Annotated in this window: 14 protein-coding genes; all 14 read left to right on the top strand. The window is 43.8% G+C overall.

Annotated elements, in window-relative coordinates:
- Positions 1–13 precede the first annotated feature (13 nt).
- A complete protein-coding gene (locus KO473_RS00865) occupies positions 14–1831 on the top strand; it encodes a type VI secretion system baseplate subunit TssF (protein ID WP_005819896.1) in 1818 nt (605 codons plus the stop codon).
- Positions 1832–1856: 25 nt separating this feature from the next.
- On the top strand, positions 1857–3680 hold the full coding sequence (locus KO473_RS00860; protein ID WP_005819897.1) for a type VI secretion system Vgr family protein: 1824 nt from the start codon (positions 1857–1859) through the stop codon (positions 3678–3680).
- Positions 3681–3704: 24 nt separating this feature from the next.
- A complete protein-coding gene (locus KO473_RS00855; protein ID WP_005819898.1) occupies positions 3705–4499 on the top strand; it encodes a hypothetical protein in 795 nt (264 codons plus the stop codon).
- A 12-nt stretch (positions 4500–4511) separates the two neighbouring features.
- Positions 4512–5336, top strand: a complete 825-nt coding sequence (locus KO473_RS00850; RefSeq protein WP_005819900.1) for a hypothetical protein — start codon at positions 4512–4514, stop codon at positions 5334–5336.
- A gap of 12 nt (positions 5337–5348) precedes the next feature.
- Complete coding sequence (locus KO473_RS00845) at positions 5349–8483, top strand: HET-C-related protein (RefSeq protein ID WP_005819902.1); 3135 nt, start codon at positions 5349–5351, stop codon at positions 8481–8483.
- Between the two features lie 73 nt (positions 8484–8556).
- Positions 8557–9405 (top strand): TssN family type VI secretion system protein, encoded by an 849-nt coding sequence (locus tag KO473_RS00840; RefSeq protein WP_005819904.1) that lies wholly within the window; start codon positions 8557–8559, stop codon positions 9403–9405.
- A 14-nt stretch (positions 9406–9419) separates the two neighbouring features.
- A complete protein-coding gene (locus KO473_RS00835; protein ID WP_005819905.1) occupies positions 9420–10562 on the top strand; it encodes a type VI secretion system baseplate subunit TssK in 1143 nt (380 codons plus the stop codon).
- 1 nt (position 10563) lies between these two features.
- On the top strand, positions 10564–11517 hold the full coding sequence (locus KO473_RS00830) for a type VI secretion system baseplate subunit TssG (RefSeq protein WP_005819906.1): 954 nt from the start codon (positions 10564–10566) through the stop codon (positions 11515–11517).
- Between the two features lie 5 nt (positions 11518–11522).
- The gene (gene tssO, locus KO473_RS00825) at positions 11523–12026 is read left to right on the top strand and encodes a type VI secretion system TssO (RefSeq protein WP_005819907.1); all 504 of its coding nucleotides are present in this window, start codon (positions 11523–11525) and stop codon (positions 12024–12026) included.
- A gap of 13 nt (positions 12027–12039) precedes the next feature.
- Positions 12040–12567: a type VI secretion system transmembrane protein TssO gene (locus KO473_RS00820; RefSeq protein ID WP_005819908.1), complete on the top strand. Its 528-nt coding sequence runs from the start codon at positions 12040–12042 to the stop codon at positions 12565–12567.
- A complete protein-coding gene (locus KO473_RS00815) occupies positions 12564–13457 on the top strand; it encodes a PKD domain-containing protein (protein ID WP_005819909.1) in 894 nt (297 codons plus the stop codon). Before KO473_RS00820 ends, KO473_RS00815 begins: the two co-directional genes overlap by 4 nt.
- Before the next feature lie 3 nt (positions 13458–13460).
- Positions 13461–15830 carry a type VI secretion system protein TssR domain-containing protein gene (tssR, locus tag KO473_RS00810; RefSeq protein WP_005819910.1) on the top strand — a complete coding sequence of 790 codons (2370 nt, stop codon included), beginning with the start codon at positions 13461–13463 and terminating at the stop codon, positions 15828–15830.
- 76 nt (positions 15831–15906) lie between these two features.
- Positions 15907–16782 carry an AraC family transcriptional regulator gene (locus tag KO473_RS00805; RefSeq protein ID WP_005819911.1) on the top strand — a complete coding sequence of 292 codons (876 nt, stop codon included), beginning with the start codon at positions 15907–15909 and terminating at the stop codon, positions 16780–16782.
- Between the two features lie 120 nt (positions 16783–16902).
- Positions 16903–17502, top strand: coding sequence for an RteC domain-containing protein (locus tag KO473_RS00800; RefSeq protein WP_005819912.1), 600 nt, complete (start codon positions 16903–16905; stop codon positions 17500–17502).

The raw sequence follows: 17502 nt of genomic DNA, 5'->3' as shown, positions 1-17502 counted from the left end.
AAAATTAAAACGTATGGCAAATCTATTTACTAAGGAAAGTATTAAAACTCGGATGTTCAAACAGGCGGCAGCTCTGTATGACATACGAAACATAGATGGCATAGACCCTCTTATCAGATTGCTGATTGAAGCTTTGTCGGGCGAAATCTTTAAGTTGTCCGGTGATGTGCATACTATTGAAAGCCGATTGTTAGAGAAAGTAGCTTCCGCCCTTACTCCCCACACGGCATTGGTTGCCAGACCCGCCCATGCCGTTGCTGCAGCCAGGCCGTACACACCGCAAGCTACAGTGTCTTCCTCAGACCTGTTTTCATACAAAAGCACGGAGATAGTAAAAAAGTATAAAATGAAAAACATCTTTTTTACTCCGCTACACGAAACCCGCATTATCAATGCTGAACTGAAATATCTTGTGACAGCAGATGAATTTTGTACAATCACTCCCGAAGGAGATCGTGATGCCATCGCCCACCTTCGTTCCGATGTGTCGGTGATGTGCCGGAAAATCAGTATCGGAATGAAGATAGGCAGTAATGTAACTACCCTCAACGATTTGCCATTATATATAGATATACCACTGGTAGTGGATAAAAGCAGCTATCTGAAATTATTGCCGTACTGCCATTGCACGATTGGAGGCATTCCGGTAGAAATCAAAGGAGGAATCGAGTACGACCCGGCACGTTCGGTCAGCGAGAAATACGACCTCGGCAGGCTCATTGCGGAAGAAATAACCAGTAAATATGCTCCCCACTACCTGACATTGAAAGCTTCCGGGCTAAAAGTCAGAGAATTGTCACGCAGTAGAGTGCCCGAAGAAATCGCTACTCTGTTACCAAGTGATTTCATTTCCGGATGTGATGCGGATACCGTGTGGATAGATATAGAATTTCCCACCGCTTTTTCAAAAGAAGTACTTGAACAGGTAAAGATGCAGATGAATACTTTCATCGTAGTAAACAGATACCCGGCAAGGGTTACCAGAAAAGTAGATTCTGCATCGACCATTCTCCCTCTGGAAAAGACCGAATTCGAGTATTTCCTGTCTGTGGATTCGGTTACCGATAACCACGGAGAGCAACTCCGGGAAATTTCCACCACAAGGGATGAGAGCACTGTTGGTTCCTATTCGGTCAGAAGAGGTGGATGTGAACGCTTCAATACAATGGACGCCAAAGATTATCTGAACCGCCTGACAGACCTGCTTTATGATGAAAGCATGGCTTTTTCTTCCACTGACAAAGACGGAGTGAAAGAGGTAATCGAGCAGATAGAGGAACGGGTAAACCAATTGGAAGATAAAAATATTGGCGGAGTTGAAGGGCAGGAAATGCTGTCGTATGTGGTCATAGATCAACGTTATGACAAGGATACCCAGTTGACTGTGGATTATACGTTGACTAATGGTGAATTTGCCAATAACATCTATACGGGAGAGCCCTTGGGAGACTGCGCAAACCCTGACATAGACAAAACCACACTGAGATTTGTCACATCTACACAAGGAGGAAAGCCGTCCCCGTCCGTAAAGCGCCGTATGGATATGTACCGCTTCATGCTGTTGTCACACGGCAGCATATACACGAAAGAAGATATCCGAAACTTCTGCATGGCAAGATATGGCGACAGCATCCGTTCGGTGGAGGTAAAGCTGGGATATGCAGCCGGAAAAAAGGAAAGTGAGGGCTTCATAAGGACACTGGACGTGTATCTGCGGTTATCGGAGGGGATGCAAGGGTTTGACACAGAAGAGTTCGCCGTTGATATAGACAGTGAGCTCAGGCGGTTGTCTCCGGAAACCTATAACTACCGTGTGTTTATCAATTCATAGTAATCATCCATAAAACATATTAATTATGGCATCGAAAAATTTAGACGCAGTAAGCGTGGAGATAAAAGTGGCAGGAAAAGCCTGCGATTATGTGACAATGGAACTCAACCAGTCGGTCAGTATGCACCACCGTTTCAAAATTAAAGTGAACTACCGTCCTGATAAGCCAAGCGTGTGGGCTATCGGTCCCGATGTGATATTCAAGCAGTTGGGTGAGAAAGTTTCTATCATCATGACCCATCATGAGAGTGGGGAGAAAACGGAATTTTACGGATTGATTTCAGATATTCGTACCGAAGGTTTCGACGGTAATCAGGGATTTGTCATTCTGGAAGGGGGAAGCCCTACCATCCTGCTTGACAGAGATCCTGCTATGGATTGCTATGTAGAGCAAAACTTGAATACGATAGTCAGTGACATACTTGATAAGAGCGGGGTAAAGATGAATGTAGTCAACAATCCCAAACATACGGACATTATACCCTATGTCGCCCGCTATAAAGAAACGAGTTACGGATTCCTTTCCCGTCTGCTCCGTTCCTACGGCGAATGGTTCTATTACAACGGGGAAACATTGCAGATAGGAGATCCGGAAATAGAAACAGAAACACGTGCAGGATATGATATAGACCTGACAGGGGTCAGCATCAACGCAACAGTACGTTCACTGAACCACAGTACCTATGAGTTCAATCCTGTAGATGACCAATTTTATTACGATTATAGCGGAAGGCCGAAAGGCGCTACCCTTGGTTCCCGTTCGGCTGAAGAATGCAGTGAACCCATCTTCCCTACAGAGGCAAGACTGCCTTCGATAAGACCTGCGTATAGCGCAATGGATTTGGAACACTACGGAGATGCCGGTTTTCACCGCAACTATTCCCAATTATCTCAAATCAAGGCAAAAAGTCGTAATTGCGGCTTCCGTCTGGGAGAATTGGTCGTCACCCGTGTTCCCGAAAGTTTCCCGGGAGTTAAAATGACCGATTTGGGACGTTACCGCATCACGGAGATCACACATACGGTAGATGATAAAGGGCTGTATAGTAACACTTTCTGCGGTGTGCCCGGTGGTACGCCCGTCATGCCGTGGGGAGATGCTGTGATGCCGGTAGCCTATCCTGAGATGGCAAGAGTGGTGAGTAATGACGACCCTAAGAATCAGGGACGCGTCAAAGTGCAATTCATGTGGCAGGAGATAGACGGTGGCGAGAGCTACTGGATGCGGGTTCAAAGCCCGGATGCGGGCAAGAGCGACCAAGTTGCCAGAAACCGTGGTTTTGTATTCATTCCCGAACCGGGTGATTTGGTGATGGTAGGTTTCGAGCAAGGCAATCCAGACCGTCCGTATGTGACAGGCAGTCTTTTTTATAAGGCAAATTCCGAGGGAGCGGCAAAAGACAATACAGTCAAGAGCATACGCACCCGCAGTGGGCATACACTGGAGTTCAATGATGATGAAGGGGGAGACTGGGGCATTGTCCTTAAGGATGCTAATGAAAACGTGATACATATAAATTCCAAAGAACAGATAATAGAACTAACAGCTCCCAAGGCAATTATTTTGAATGCTCAAAATATAAAATTGAATGCACAGGAAGATATAAACATTGTTGCTGATGGCAAACTTGATGTGAGTGTCGCCAAAGAAGGGGAACTGAAATTCGATAAACTCAAAGTAGATGTTAATAACTCGCTGGATGTTTTGTCTAAAGAGTACCAAAATGAATCAGATGAAGTTTCGGTTATCAGTAAAGGGAAATTAACTCTTGATGGGAAAAAGAACACTAAACTGGGTGGAAAAAAAGTAGAGGTTCAGGGTAGTTCCAACAAATTGGAATTGCCTTAATCAATATTAATTATAAAAATAGAAATGATGAAGTCTATAAAAATATTGTTCTGCATTGGTTTTATGTTCACCCTGTCTTCGTGCAACAGTTGTGCTTCTACCAATGATAAGTTATTGAATGGAATTGATAACCTGATGGGTAAAGTGGACCGATTTTTAGAAGAAAACAAAGCCGTTGCCAAACCCCAACCGTCTATTGATTACGAGAAGGAAGGGGTAAACACCAAGCACTTGTTTATTTTTACGGATACCACCATGACCTACAATGGCAAATCGTTTATGCCGGGAATGACAATCGGAGAGCTGTGCGAGATATTTGGGCAATACGAACGCCTTGCAGAGCCCGGAATTTATATTTGGGACTCTATAGGGCTTACTATGACTTCATTGGATGAAAGCGGAAAAGACAGTGCTCCTGTTAACGGAATACTTATTGATTGGAATATTGATTTGAATGGAGTTATCAGTGAAGACAATATAAAATGGCTAAGGAACCGTTGTCCCCGTCACTATTTCACAGGTAAAATCATTGTCGGTGGTGCTGTTTTGGGTAGAGGGATGCATATTGACCAATTCTTAAAAAAAACGAATTTAAAATTTAGTAACGACCCGTTCCCACTGCTTTATTACACTCATCTTGGTAGGTGGGATTATTCCAAGGCTCCTATTCACCGCAAAGAAAAATACTATACGTATAGAATTAGAAAATCGGAGGATGGCACTGATATTGAAAGTTTTAACGCCGCCATCAACTCTCGTGTCATTGGCTCTCCCGTTCCTCCCTACGATGGTCCTGAATATGAAAAGTATGTTGAATAAAAAAGAAACGCTATGAGTAAATTTTTAGTCACTCTCGGTGCAAGCACCGGTATCATACATCTACTATACTGTATCCTTTGTATGTTCACTCTGTCTTCGTGCAACAGTTGTGCTTCTACCAATGATAAGTTATTGAATGGAATTGATAACCTGATGGGTAAAGTCGACCGGTTTTTAGAAGAACATAAAGCCGTTGCCAAACCCCAACCGCCTATTGATTACGAGAAGGAAGGGGTAAACACCAAGCACTTGTTTATTTTTACGGATACTACCATGACCTACAATGGCAAATCGTTTATGCCGGGAATGACAATCGGAGAACTATGCGAGATATTTGGGCAATACGAACGTCTTGCAGAGCCGGGAATTTATATTTGGGACTCTATAGGACTTACTATGACTTCATTGGATAAAAGCGGAAAAGACAGTGCCCCTGTTAACGGAATACTTATCGATTGGAATATAGATTTGAATGGAGCTATCAGTGAAGACAATATAAAATGGCTACGGAACCGTTGTCCCCGTCATTATTTCACGGGCAAAATCATTGTCGGTGGTGCTGTTTTGGGTAGAGGGATGCATATTGATGAATTCTTAAAAAAAACGATTTTAAAATTTAGTAACGACCCGTTCCCACTGCTTTATTATACCCATCTTGGTAAGTGGGATTATTCTAAGGCTCCTATTCACCGCAAAGAAGAATACTATACCTATATGATTAGAAAATCGGAGGATGGCACTGATATTGAAAGTTTTGACGCCGCCATCAACTCTCGTGTTATTGGCTCTCCCGTTCCTCCCTACGATGGTCCTGAATATGAAAAGTATGTTGAATAAAAAAGAAACGCTATGAGTAAATTTTTAGTCACTCTCGGTGCAAGCACCGGTCCCGGCAGTATCATACAGTGTTCTGCCGTAACGGCAACCATTAATAAAAAGCCTATCGCGGTGGTTGGTGATATAGCCACTCATCCCTATGGGCCGGATACATTGATAGAAGGCATGCCCACTGTTCTGCTTAACGGCAAGCCGGTGGTATTCAGCACGGCAAAAACATCCAAAGGAGGTGCAGTGGTTCCTAATACTACAGTGAAAATTTCCTCCCCCACCTTTGAAAGCTATACGGGCATTGTACATTCCGCCCGGATAAAAAGCAATCTTCACTTTGACGAACCGACCTCCGGCGATATAAAAGAAAAAGAACTGAAAAAACAAATCGCAGCCAGAGAAGAAGAAGAGCCGGTGGAGAGTGGCAAGGTAACTCTGGAAAGTGATTTTGCATGGAAACAATTGATTGACCTTGCCGTGAGTGACGGCAAATGGATATTCAAGTTCCGCATGGCGGATGTATTCGGCAAGGACGTGTCTCAGGACGCTGTAGACAAGCTCTATGATGCTTGTCAGGACAGGAGCCTGCCTAACCCTGAGATACAAGTATGTGAAAACCGGATATACGGCCTGATGGCAGCCTACAACCAAAAGACCAATAAAATTTATGTTTCCAGACGAGCAGTGGAAGAAGCGATTGAGGATAACGAAAAGCGACATAAGCTAATGGTGGCTTTGGTAGAGGAATTCGGTCATCACATAGACTGGCTGCTCCGTTGCCAATACGATACAAATGCAAATGACGACGCCGAAGGAGACGAAGGGGCACGCTTTGCTTACCGGGGTATGTGCCGGGTGCTATATGTTGATTTCCATGAGTTGCAGAGCGTACCCTTCGCTCAGGCCCAAACTCCGGAAGGGGCATTTGCGCTGGAATGGGATATTGCAGAAGCGCATAACGCACTGGAAAAATACACCAAAGACCGTCAGTATGGTACAGATGACCATGTGAGAGATTATGAAGGATTCAAGGTGGAGGATCTGAGCTATCAGGGAGGGTTCGGTCATGAAAATATACAAAGAAATGCTATTGCCCGAAGTGGTATAGATGCACTGAGAAAAGAGGTAAACATACAATATCTCTACCGCGGCAACTGGCTAAAAGACTATGCCCAATTGATAGCTCCTTTCCTTTTCGAACCTTCTGCTTTCTTTAAAGAAGAAGACAATAAAAAAAGATTGGAAAACTTTTATAGTAAGGTGGCTCCTGAACCGGAAGAGCTAAAGAAGGTATTGGAAGATGTCGTGAGAATCATAGCCATCCGGAAGTTTTTTAAAGAAGAAAGGAAAATCGTTAAAAGAAGCGCCTACTATACCAACCCGAAACAATGGCGACTGGTTGTCGATGACGAAAAAAAAGGGTTGATTCCGGGGTTTGGTAAAATAATAGGTGTCAGTGTTCCATATGACCATTGCGATAATCCGAAAGGGTTACCGGCTATTACATCTGAGAAACTGAAGAAATGGGGGTTCAATGGCGAAATCAAAGACGATGAGATTTCCATAAACAGGACAAAGGGTATAAAGCAATACATAAGAAGTAATAGAAAAGGGAGCGATAAGGATTCTTGGGGTACAAAGGTTATATACGACCAACTCCTTCAACGATTAAAGGAAATTAATTTCACAGAACCCACCCAACTCGTAAAGCTTGGCGGTGCTTTGCATACCATACAGGATTTTTATGCCCACAGTAACTTTGCCGAAGTGACTCTTGTAAAAGTATGGTTCGATAAAGTGGTAACCTGGTGTACAGAAAGTGACAGATTCAGAGATTACAGTCAAAAGCGGATAGACTATTTTCATATTGACAAGGGCATGACATTTGATGAAGAAGCAGTCAAAAAAATTATCAGCCGTAAAGACGATGTGCTAAGAGCTGAGGGAAATAAAATGCGATGGAGAAACGATGGAGATTATTTTTATAAAAAAGCCTTATATACTCCCATTGTTACCGGAACTTATGATTTGGAGGATATGATGGCGACAGCTTTACTTATGCTCGGTGACTCAAAATTTTCATTGGAACTTACACCTCCTAAAAAGGATATGGAACCAGGAACACTCTATGGAAACGACTTGCTTATTCTATTGTTGTGCCGTCACTTTGACCAAACAAGAAACAATGGCTGGATTAAAGTCGAAGATTGCTTGAATAAGTTCTTCGATATGCGGGATAAATGGTTAGAAATCAAAAAGTATGTGAATGAAAAGATGCCGGAGGGTGTAATAAAAGCCATGGAATGGTTTGAAAACAACGTGATTGAAAATATTGAGCAAGCTCTACAGATGTATAAGAATATTATCAAACATTACTTGTGCGTGATACTTGCCACTTATATTAGAGAATATCAGTTGGTTTTAAAACAACAGTTGAAAGCCATCCAAGAGTCAATCAACGGTATGTATCCCCACGGCGATAATCCGTCCCACACGATGCTGGCAAAAGATGAAGCATCACATCCGGTGAATTTTCTGGCGGGTCAGATGGCGATAGACTCAACAGTCAGTGTATTGAAGGCATTACATGAGAAGGCTTCCCTTGAAAAAGCACTTGACAACATCATTGTTCATCCAATTTCAATAAAACATTTTGATGCATACACCCGTCAATGGGCAAAAGAAAATCCGGTAAAGGTACTAAAGTGCTGCGTTTACTCCACCCAACTGGAGGCAATACGTGCAGGAATCCAGTTAACGGAGAAAGCCAAGCACCATGTGAATAAATTGTATAATAATTCCGATGCCATCGGTACTAACCGTGCTGCCAAAAGCAGTAGTGAGAAAGATGCGCTCAGTCAGGAGGAAGATTTAAATGCTATAGGTAAACACTCTAAAGACCTGTGCAAATTATTTAAAGGAGCCCTCGGCTCGTACAATATGAAATACAGGGAACTCGACGCACAAACCTTTGTCGAGTGCTTATCACTGTATTATCCAAAAATAGAGCGCGATGATTCACTTTCGGATGCATTAAAACAAATATGGAGGGATGCTTCTGATAAAGCGGCTAATAAGGTCAGAGGCAGTATGAAAAACAGTTTTGATTTTATAGCAAATGCATACAATCAGGCGGTAGTTTACTTGGAATCATAGCTTTTCTGAATAAACTTATATCTCATTTTGGAATTAAAAACATTTAAGTGTAAAAAAGATAAAAATCGAACTTATGAACTCATTCTTCCAAACCCTCGCCTTCACCTACCTGCTCTACCCGATACTGGGTTTGCTACTGGTAGGCTTAGGAATTTTCATAGCAAAAAAGAACGCTTTGCTGGGCAACAAACGGCTGGTAGGCTACACCATCGGTGCAATCGTCATCCTGACGATCCCTGCTTTGCTGGGATTCCTTGATTACGGTTTCATGCCTTACGGCTACGTCTTCCTTGCTATGCTTTACCTTATTTTAGGTGGTTATAACATACGAATGATGTCTTGGGTATATAAGGACGACTACAAGTACCGGCACGAAATCATTCTCACCGGTTTTATACTGGTAGTATCCATGTTATTCTTCACCCTTGTCTTCAATCTCTGCAATGAGTTGAAATATGGTCTGTGGGCATCTACCTGCCTGCTTCCATTCGTCATTGTCTCGGTGTTCATCCGTACCTACCGTATCTTTATCGCCATTCCGATTCCCGTGTATGAAGTTTGGAGATATACAGACGATACCGAGCAGGACGGATATTTTGACCCGGGCAGCCTGCAAGTCTTGCAAATAGAGTTATACAAACAAGAGAGCGACCGGGAACCGGTCAAACTCAGTGTGAAAGCACCGGACGAAATGCAATTCGGTACATGGTTTCACCGGATGATTGACGACTATAACCTGAAGTCTCCCCAAGCTCCGATAGACGACTATGCAGCCAAAGAGGGAGGATGGATCTTTTACCGGAAACCGTCTCTGATATCTCCCCGGCATTACATAGATTTCAACCTGACAGTAAAGGATAACCGCATTCTCAGCCGCGATGTAATTGTTGCTAAACGGGTGATGGAACATAGTGAAAAATAAAAATACATATTTACATGGCAAAGAAAAATTTAGTGAACTGGTCGGACTGTATGCCATTGTCAGCCGCCATCTTCAACCAACATGACGATTACTTTCTGGACAGCGTCCGTGACAGCATTGAAGTACGAACCAACAGTTACAACTACGGTCTGCTTCCCGCACGGCAAAACCGAGACGGGGAAAACGGCATACGCATCAGCCAACACGTGACGGGACACATCGAAGTGCGGCTGAAATCCTGCGATGCAGTCACCTCTTCGGGTATCCGTATTCAGTTTGATGCTACTGAATCGGGAAGCGAACTGGTAAAAAACTATTCAGTGGAGTCGGATACCCATAAAAATGTTACCCAATGGGACATCATCCTCTCTGTAGACCCGTTTCACCGGGTAGGCTCGGGAGAACCCAATCCGGAAGAAGTTCCGCCACGGCATCCGAATGCCTTACCTTCATACCGGCTGTTTGTGATGCCCAAAGGAGAAATTAATATTACTGAACTGGGTATTCATTATCTGACTATCGGCCGTATCCGCAAGGATGCGGGCCGCTTTATGGTAGATGCCGATTTTATCCCGCCTTGTACAACGATGAAAAGCCATCCCGAACTGCAAGAGTATTATGCCAAGTTCGGTAATATGTTCCGTTCACTGGAAACTTACAGTAAAATCATCATAGCTAAAATACATGATAGAGACAATCGGGGTGAACTGGGTGCACACATCTCTCTGATATGCCGTGAGATGCTCCGCTACCTCGCTTCCCTGCAATTCAGTTATACCAATAAAGGGATATACAATGCTCCTATCGACGTACTGGAATCCGTATCAAGCCTGGCACATATCATGTATGTGAGTTTCAGCTATCTCTCAGGAACGCAAAAGGAGGAAACACAGAAATACTTCTACGAGTGGAGCGATGTGACTCCCGGCTCGTTCGACGAGCAACTGTCCGATACGCTGGAGATGTTATACGAGCATACGGACATCCGGTCTTCAATGGTTCGCGCCTATTCGTTCATGTACACGCTCACCGAATTGTGGCAACGGCTCAGTACGTTGGAATATATCGGTCAGCATAAAGAGAATATTGTGGTTTCGGAACGTACTACCGGCAACAACACTACGGGACAGAATAAAAAATGGAGCATAATGGACTGATATGGAATACCGCTTACCCAAAGAGATAAAAGGGCATCTTCCGCCCAATACGATGGACACGGACTTTAAGGCAGAACTATACGGAGCCTTGTTGTCGGAAGCCGGATTCGACACCACCCAAATTATGATGGTGCGCGACGGCAATAACCTGAGCAATGTCTCTAAAGACATCCGGTCAGTGAAGCACAGGAATCTTCCGGGCATGGCAGATTCCTGCATTGAGGTCAAAACCAACCGCCGGGGCATTTATGATTCGCTTCCGGAAGGATTGTTCCATGATTCACTCTTTCCCGGCAAGGTGAAAGATCTGGAACTTATCCTGGAGGAGATGCAACAACATCGCAATGAAGAGTTTTTCATCCGCCGCTTTTTCAGCCTGCTGGAGAGCGAAGTGGACAGGGCAGGGATACAGGCACAATTGCTTGAATTGCGGTACGATAAAAAGAACAAATATTCTGATTATGCGAAACTCTTTGCCGCTTGCTGGCCGGTCATCCATTTTTTGTCCGGACGGGGGGCGTTGCTGTTCATTAAGTTCATACCCCATATCCATTCGATACGGGGCAGACTGGAAGAGGTAAGCGACGCACTGTCGCAGATTCTGGAAGCTCCGGTAAGGGTACGCCCCAAAATGGTGCAACGGAAAATAAATGCGCAAAAAACGAACCGGCTCGGAAATATGAGACTGGGAACAAACAGTGTGAATGTGGGTTTCTTGAATGGTGCAGATGTGGATTTGCACATACATATCGGTGACATCCCGACACGGGAAGTCGAAAGGTTCCTACCCGGGAATAACTCCCGGAGAGCCCTTGAAATGCTGGCAGATATTTTCCTCGGCGCATGGCGGGAGTTTGATGTGACGGTCAGCGTTGCCCCTGCCGAACGCAAAACTTATTTGAAACCGGTGGGTGACGCCAGTCCGTGTTACCTCGGGATAAACACCTATTTATAAGAATTATGAAAGCAAAGAACAGTGAAAAAATTATTCATGGATATTTGAAATTTGCCGGCGGCCTTTTCATCAGTACGGCTTTGAGCATGACACTGCTTGCCGGTTTTATCCACACGAATAGTAGCGAGTATAAACTGATGAAATCCAAAACAGAAGAATACGATAAGATATACGCCGGACAAATTGCCTTGGTAGATAAAGTGGATTCCCTGTATAACTATTTGTCGTTGATGGGCAGTAACGAGCAACTCAATCAGATCATGCTTCAAAAAGTTGTCAGTACCCGTAAAATGGAACTAATCGAGGAACTGCAAAGAATGGATACCAAGGATGTATTGATTTATAATAATCTGGCTTCACAAATTAACGTGTTTCTGGAGACAAAAGAGGCCATACGTAAAGCGGTTATTGAAGAAAGCCTTGTAAGGAACGACCTGATGCGATGTGTTCAGGATAATAAACAGGCTGCCCGAAAACTGACATTGGGAAATATAAGTGTAGAAAAGTAAAATAAGAAAGAATATGAGCATAACTCCCCAAAATAAAAGTAGCAAACCCGTTAGTGAGCGTGAACGCTTTATCGGATTTGTATATGTGCTTACCCTGTTTATTGTTATCACAGGAGCCTGTGGATTTATACTTTTCAAGTACACAGGGACACGCCACATCTTCTCCAATAAAATAACGGTCATCAAAAAGATGGAGCGGCAAAAGGAATTCCAAAGCATACAATCCGCACAGATTGTAAACGCAGACACACTGTTTTCGCGAATTGAACATTTCGAGCCGGGTATCAACGCCTCTTATGAGGAGAATGATATAAAGTTCCTGATAAACGATCTGGCCAAACAGTGGGAAAAAAATAGCTGGGACAAGCGTAATAAGATGTTCTGGCATCTTGCCTCGGTATATGAGATGTGGTTTGCCGACAAGAAAGAGCTATGGAGCAAGCAGGATAACATCGTAAAGTTCAAGAAAAACCTTGAGAAGTGTGAACTTGGGCTCCAAAAGAAAGAAGGCGAACTTAAAAATAAAGGAGGCAAACCATGATGAATAAATTTATAAACACGAAGATTTTTTATATTCTTATCTCCGTTGCTGTACTTTTTATGGTTTTTCTGCTGGTGCTGAGAGGCTGTTCACAAGGACCGGAGATCCAGGCTACCGTGTCGCCGTCTGACCCTGTCGTGGGACAGGAAATCTTTTATTCCGATTCCACGTCGGGAGCGGAAACTTGGTACTGGGAGTTCGGCGACAACGGGACATCCAACCAACGTAGCGGACACCATCTGTTTAAACAAGAAGGAGTTTACAAAATCCGACTGACGGTAAACGGAAACTTGGAACGCTATTTTGATGTGAGGGTAAAAGAGGAGACAGGCACGGAGAACCAGCACCTTGTTCATATCATTGCTCCCAAGGAAGCCATACAGGGAGAAAATATCATCTTCCGTGGCGAAGGACACGATGAACAGTGGCGCTGGGAGTTTGGGGAGACCGGTATGATTGATTCCCGCGAGAAAACGGCACTTTATGCATATGCCGAACCCGGAGAATACGAAGTGCTGCTCAGTACGGAGAATACCCGCTATCCCATCCGGCATCGCATTAATATTCTGCCCTACTATTCGGAGAATGATTCTACGGATGTAATGGTGCTTATCGGTTTAGACATTAAAGAAAAGTTGCAGAATATTGTAGATGGTAAGCCATTTAATATAAACTACAATTATGTTGTGAGCAAATATTTTAACAATAATCCGAACACGCTGGTTGTTGTGAACAATAATAAATATAATGACTTTTATTCTTATTGCCAAGGGCTGCACCACATCGGCAAAAAAGAAACAGTTATCCAGAACGTAATCGTCGAATCTGAGGGTGAAGAAGACGGACAAATCAGCCGGATAGCGGTCATTCAAACCGATAAAAAGAGATAGGATATGAAGAAAATAATGATACTATGCTGTGTGACGGCTTTTCTAAGTGGTTGCAGCCCGGTCAACCGGTTTACCCGCTTACGTAAGCTTCCAAGAGTCTATTCTGAAAATTATCAGATTCCCGGTATTAAGGCTCCCAAAAGCGGGGCACACAAAAAGCCCTGGATTGTCTATTCCGATAGGGAAGGGAACGCTGCTTATGTCAACCCGGGCGGCAGGATAAAATCGGCAGAAACCACGTTCAGGGAACCCTTTCTGGTCATTGGACATAAAGGCGATTTCCTGCGGCTGATAAAGTATAAACCGGAACACATAAAAAACAACCGGTTTACCGGACGTAAAAAAGCTGAATATATAGGCTGGATGCACTCCTCCCGGCTTATCCTTTCGCCCTCTTCCGTAACCGATATACGGTCCGGACAGCATGACAAGCTGCTGACAGCAGTTACGGACACTTCATCCGTGCTTCATCCCGAGGCTTATTTTGTAACCGCCGATTCCCTAAAAGTATTCGGTGATCCCGGATTGGAAAAACAGACGGCAGCCATCGGTATGAACGAAATTGTATTTGCCTTGAAATACTCTCCTGACGGGCGTGGAGTCCTGATATCACGGACCACGGATATTACGGCCGATAAAGCAGGGGAACAAATCGTGGGGTGGATTCCGGAAGTCATGCTCGGTAATATCGGGCGGAAGGTATTTGTAAAGACCGGACTTGCGGGCACATTCCAGCAACCGGACATACTCGCCTATTCGCCGGTAATACGCCCCTACAGTACAGATTCGACCTATACTTTCTGTAGTGGGGCATTTGCCCCACTCATAGACAAAAGCTTAAATTTTGTATACAATATCGACGGACAGCCGGTCAGCTATTCCGAAGGCCGGGCAATAAAACACCGGCTGCAGAACATCAACCTGCTTTTCGCCATGGAATCAGGTACGAAACAGGCTGAACAGTTCCCAATGCTGCTTAATGCCATACAAAACCTTCAGCCCTTGTTCGAGTTACCGGACGATAATTACCGCTATCGTTTCGGCGCAGCAATAAGCCTTGGCGGAAAAATAGTCACCATTCCGCTTACTTCCGACTATCAATCACTGACCGATGGCATGAGCAGGATTGCATCCGTTATGAGAGAAAGCTGTCATGACTCCCTCCCTGCCTGGAGTGCACTGAAAATGTCTTTGGATTTACTGGACGACCGGCAACAATCCACCAACCTGATTGTATCGGTCGGTGAAACAGGCTCACTCCGGGATGAAGCGATCAATCCGATTGTTGCCGCCCTGAAAAAGAAAAACTGCCGTCTTCTGGGATGGCAACTGTATGCTGCCGATTCGGATAACTTCAACAACTTTGTACTTCAATTGGGTGATATGATCGACGCTTATGCCGGTTCACAGGTTGTGGACAAGCGTAAAATGCTCTTTTATGCCGATCAGTTTTGCCGCAGCAACCTGCTACGTGATGCAGGCAATAACTTCTTCATGCTCGATTATCCTTACGCCAGCATGACGCAGGGCGGATTTCTGTTTCCCGAAAAGGGTGAAACGCTGTCTCCGGAATTGTTTACCGGAGCTGTTGATTCCATAATGTCACAAATCCGGGCGGATAACCGCCTGCTTTCTGAAAGTATAGACCGGGCATTCGCTACCATCGGCAATGACAAGGACAGATTTGATAGTCTTTTTATAGCTGCCTTCGGTCTGCCACAGGGTACCAAACCCGGCAAGGATTTTAAAAGGACATTCGTAACGGGAGCACCCGCTTGGTACACGGAATCGGAGCGGATTTCCGTACCCGACAGTCTCGTTCATTATCAGTTATTGCTTTCGGAAGTTGAACTGGAACAACTCAAAGGGCAGTTGGAGACTCTCTGTGCACTGGAAGTCGACGTAAAGAATTCCGGGAAACCCCGTAAAGGCAGCACCAAAAATCTTTGTCGCTACCTGCAGGAAACCGAACATCTTTCCGACAAAGAATTGGCAGCCCGGCATGCTGAAACGGAAAGTCCGACAGACACAGTTTATGTATCGACCAAAAAGATACGTCGCCACCTGTATAAATTTTACATGCATGGGCTTAACGAATGCCGTGTTTGCCGTTTCAGCCGCAAAGAATTAAATAGGTTTAGCCTCGCTCGGGCACATCGCCGCATTTTCGGGCTTCCTTCCAACAATCCATTCCTGGACGGTATTACCTTGAAGGAACTGAAAAAGAAAAAAATCCTCACTGACCATCAACTGGATCTGCTTGTGCAATACTTTAAAAAAATAAAAGAAGAAATGGATGCAAAAGCGGGAGAAAGACAGGTTCCCATGGGCAGCCATAATTACTATTACATCGATGCAAAATTATTGCCATAAATCAATAGCCTAATTTTAATTAATATGAAATCCTACTTATCGCAGGAATACAGAGTTGCTGACAACAATAAAGCCTATGATATTATTTATGAATGAAGTAAAGATACATAAATATCTGCCTTGTGACGAAACACCAGACAACTGCAATTTCCTGCTGAAAGATTACCGGATAGGTGATACTTTTAATAATGTGCATAAGGAGATGAATTATCTCATTTTTTGTCGGGAAGGCGAGGTACATTTGACCAGTAATTTATTTTTTGAAGAAACGTTATATGGCGGTGAAATCATGTTTCTTCCCCGCATGGCTGACTGCTGGGGTGAAATGTGGAAAGAAACGCATGTGGTAGTTCATACCTTCAACAACACAGTATGTCGACCAGAAAACTGCATACTACGGTATCTGTATACACATGCAAGGGAAAAGAATAATGGTAAATCAAGCGGTTATTATTGTAAGCTGGTCGCACACAAGGTGATCATGACTTTTATGGAAAGTATATCCTATTATCTGACAGACGGTACGGGCGACTTGCTGCTGTGGCATCTTAAGCACAAAGAGCTAATACGGCTTTTTAGTCGTTACTACGGAAAAGAAGAATTACAAGCATTCTTTCACCCGATGACAGGAGAAGCAGTTCCGTTCAGGAATCTGGTCCTCTCTCATTATATAAAAACAAAATATACAAAGGAACTCGCTGACCTCTGCGGCTACGGGGTAGTTACTTTCCGCCGTATTTTTAAGAAGGAGTTCGGAACATCAGTTTATCAATGGTTGTTGAAAAAGCGTTCGGAACATATCCTGTACCGTCTTTCATTCCCCTATATTCCTTTTCAGGAGATTATGGAAGAGTTTAACTTTACCTCTCCGCAACAGTTCAACCGTTTCTGCAAGACCAATTTAGGCGATAGCCCTACCGGGCTAAGGAAAAAATACCAGTCTTCTGACTAATTCGAACCTTTGCGCAATAATGATGAATTTATGATTATTTTCGATAACATTGCCTGAATAAAATCTCCATAACTTTGCAGCCGAATTAAAAAAAAGAGACAATCACGGTAATATTCAGGTATGAAGGATTTTAGAACAACACCCTATATCCAACTTTTATCAAAAGGAGCGGCAACAAAGGAAGAGTTTCAAAATGCATTAAGTGATTTTGCACACCAGATTTACAACTTTTGTAGCAAAGAAGAGAATATAAGGTTTATCTACTTTTCCTTGAATTATATACGGGCACAGCTAATCCATATAGAGGAAATAAAGGAAACAACAGGTGGCAGACTATCCGCCAATGGAGGTATTACATTTGTGGAAGCTGCAATTGAGTGGATAAAAAAACAAGATAGTCCTAATCCACAAGAAAACGGCGAGAGAACAAAAGATAGTCAACCACCGATTGTATGGACAGGAAAGGTAGTTCATCTGATGGAGTTTATCTACGGATCGGATACACTAAAGAATTTCAATGATGGCAAAGCTACTATCAAAGAGGTATCAGCATACTTCAGCAAGATGTTGGGGATAGAAATTAAAGACCCGTCCGGTTGTTATGTGAACATGCGGGAACGGGTACAGGAGAGCCGAACTACCTACATAGATAGCATGAGGGATGCCTTGCTGGAAAGAATGGACAAGGACGACGAGAGGTTATACAGGAGGAAAAAATAA

This window comes from Bacteroides sp. HF-4919, assembly GCF_018860125.1.
This window is presented reverse-complemented; position numbering and strand designations above follow the sequence as displayed.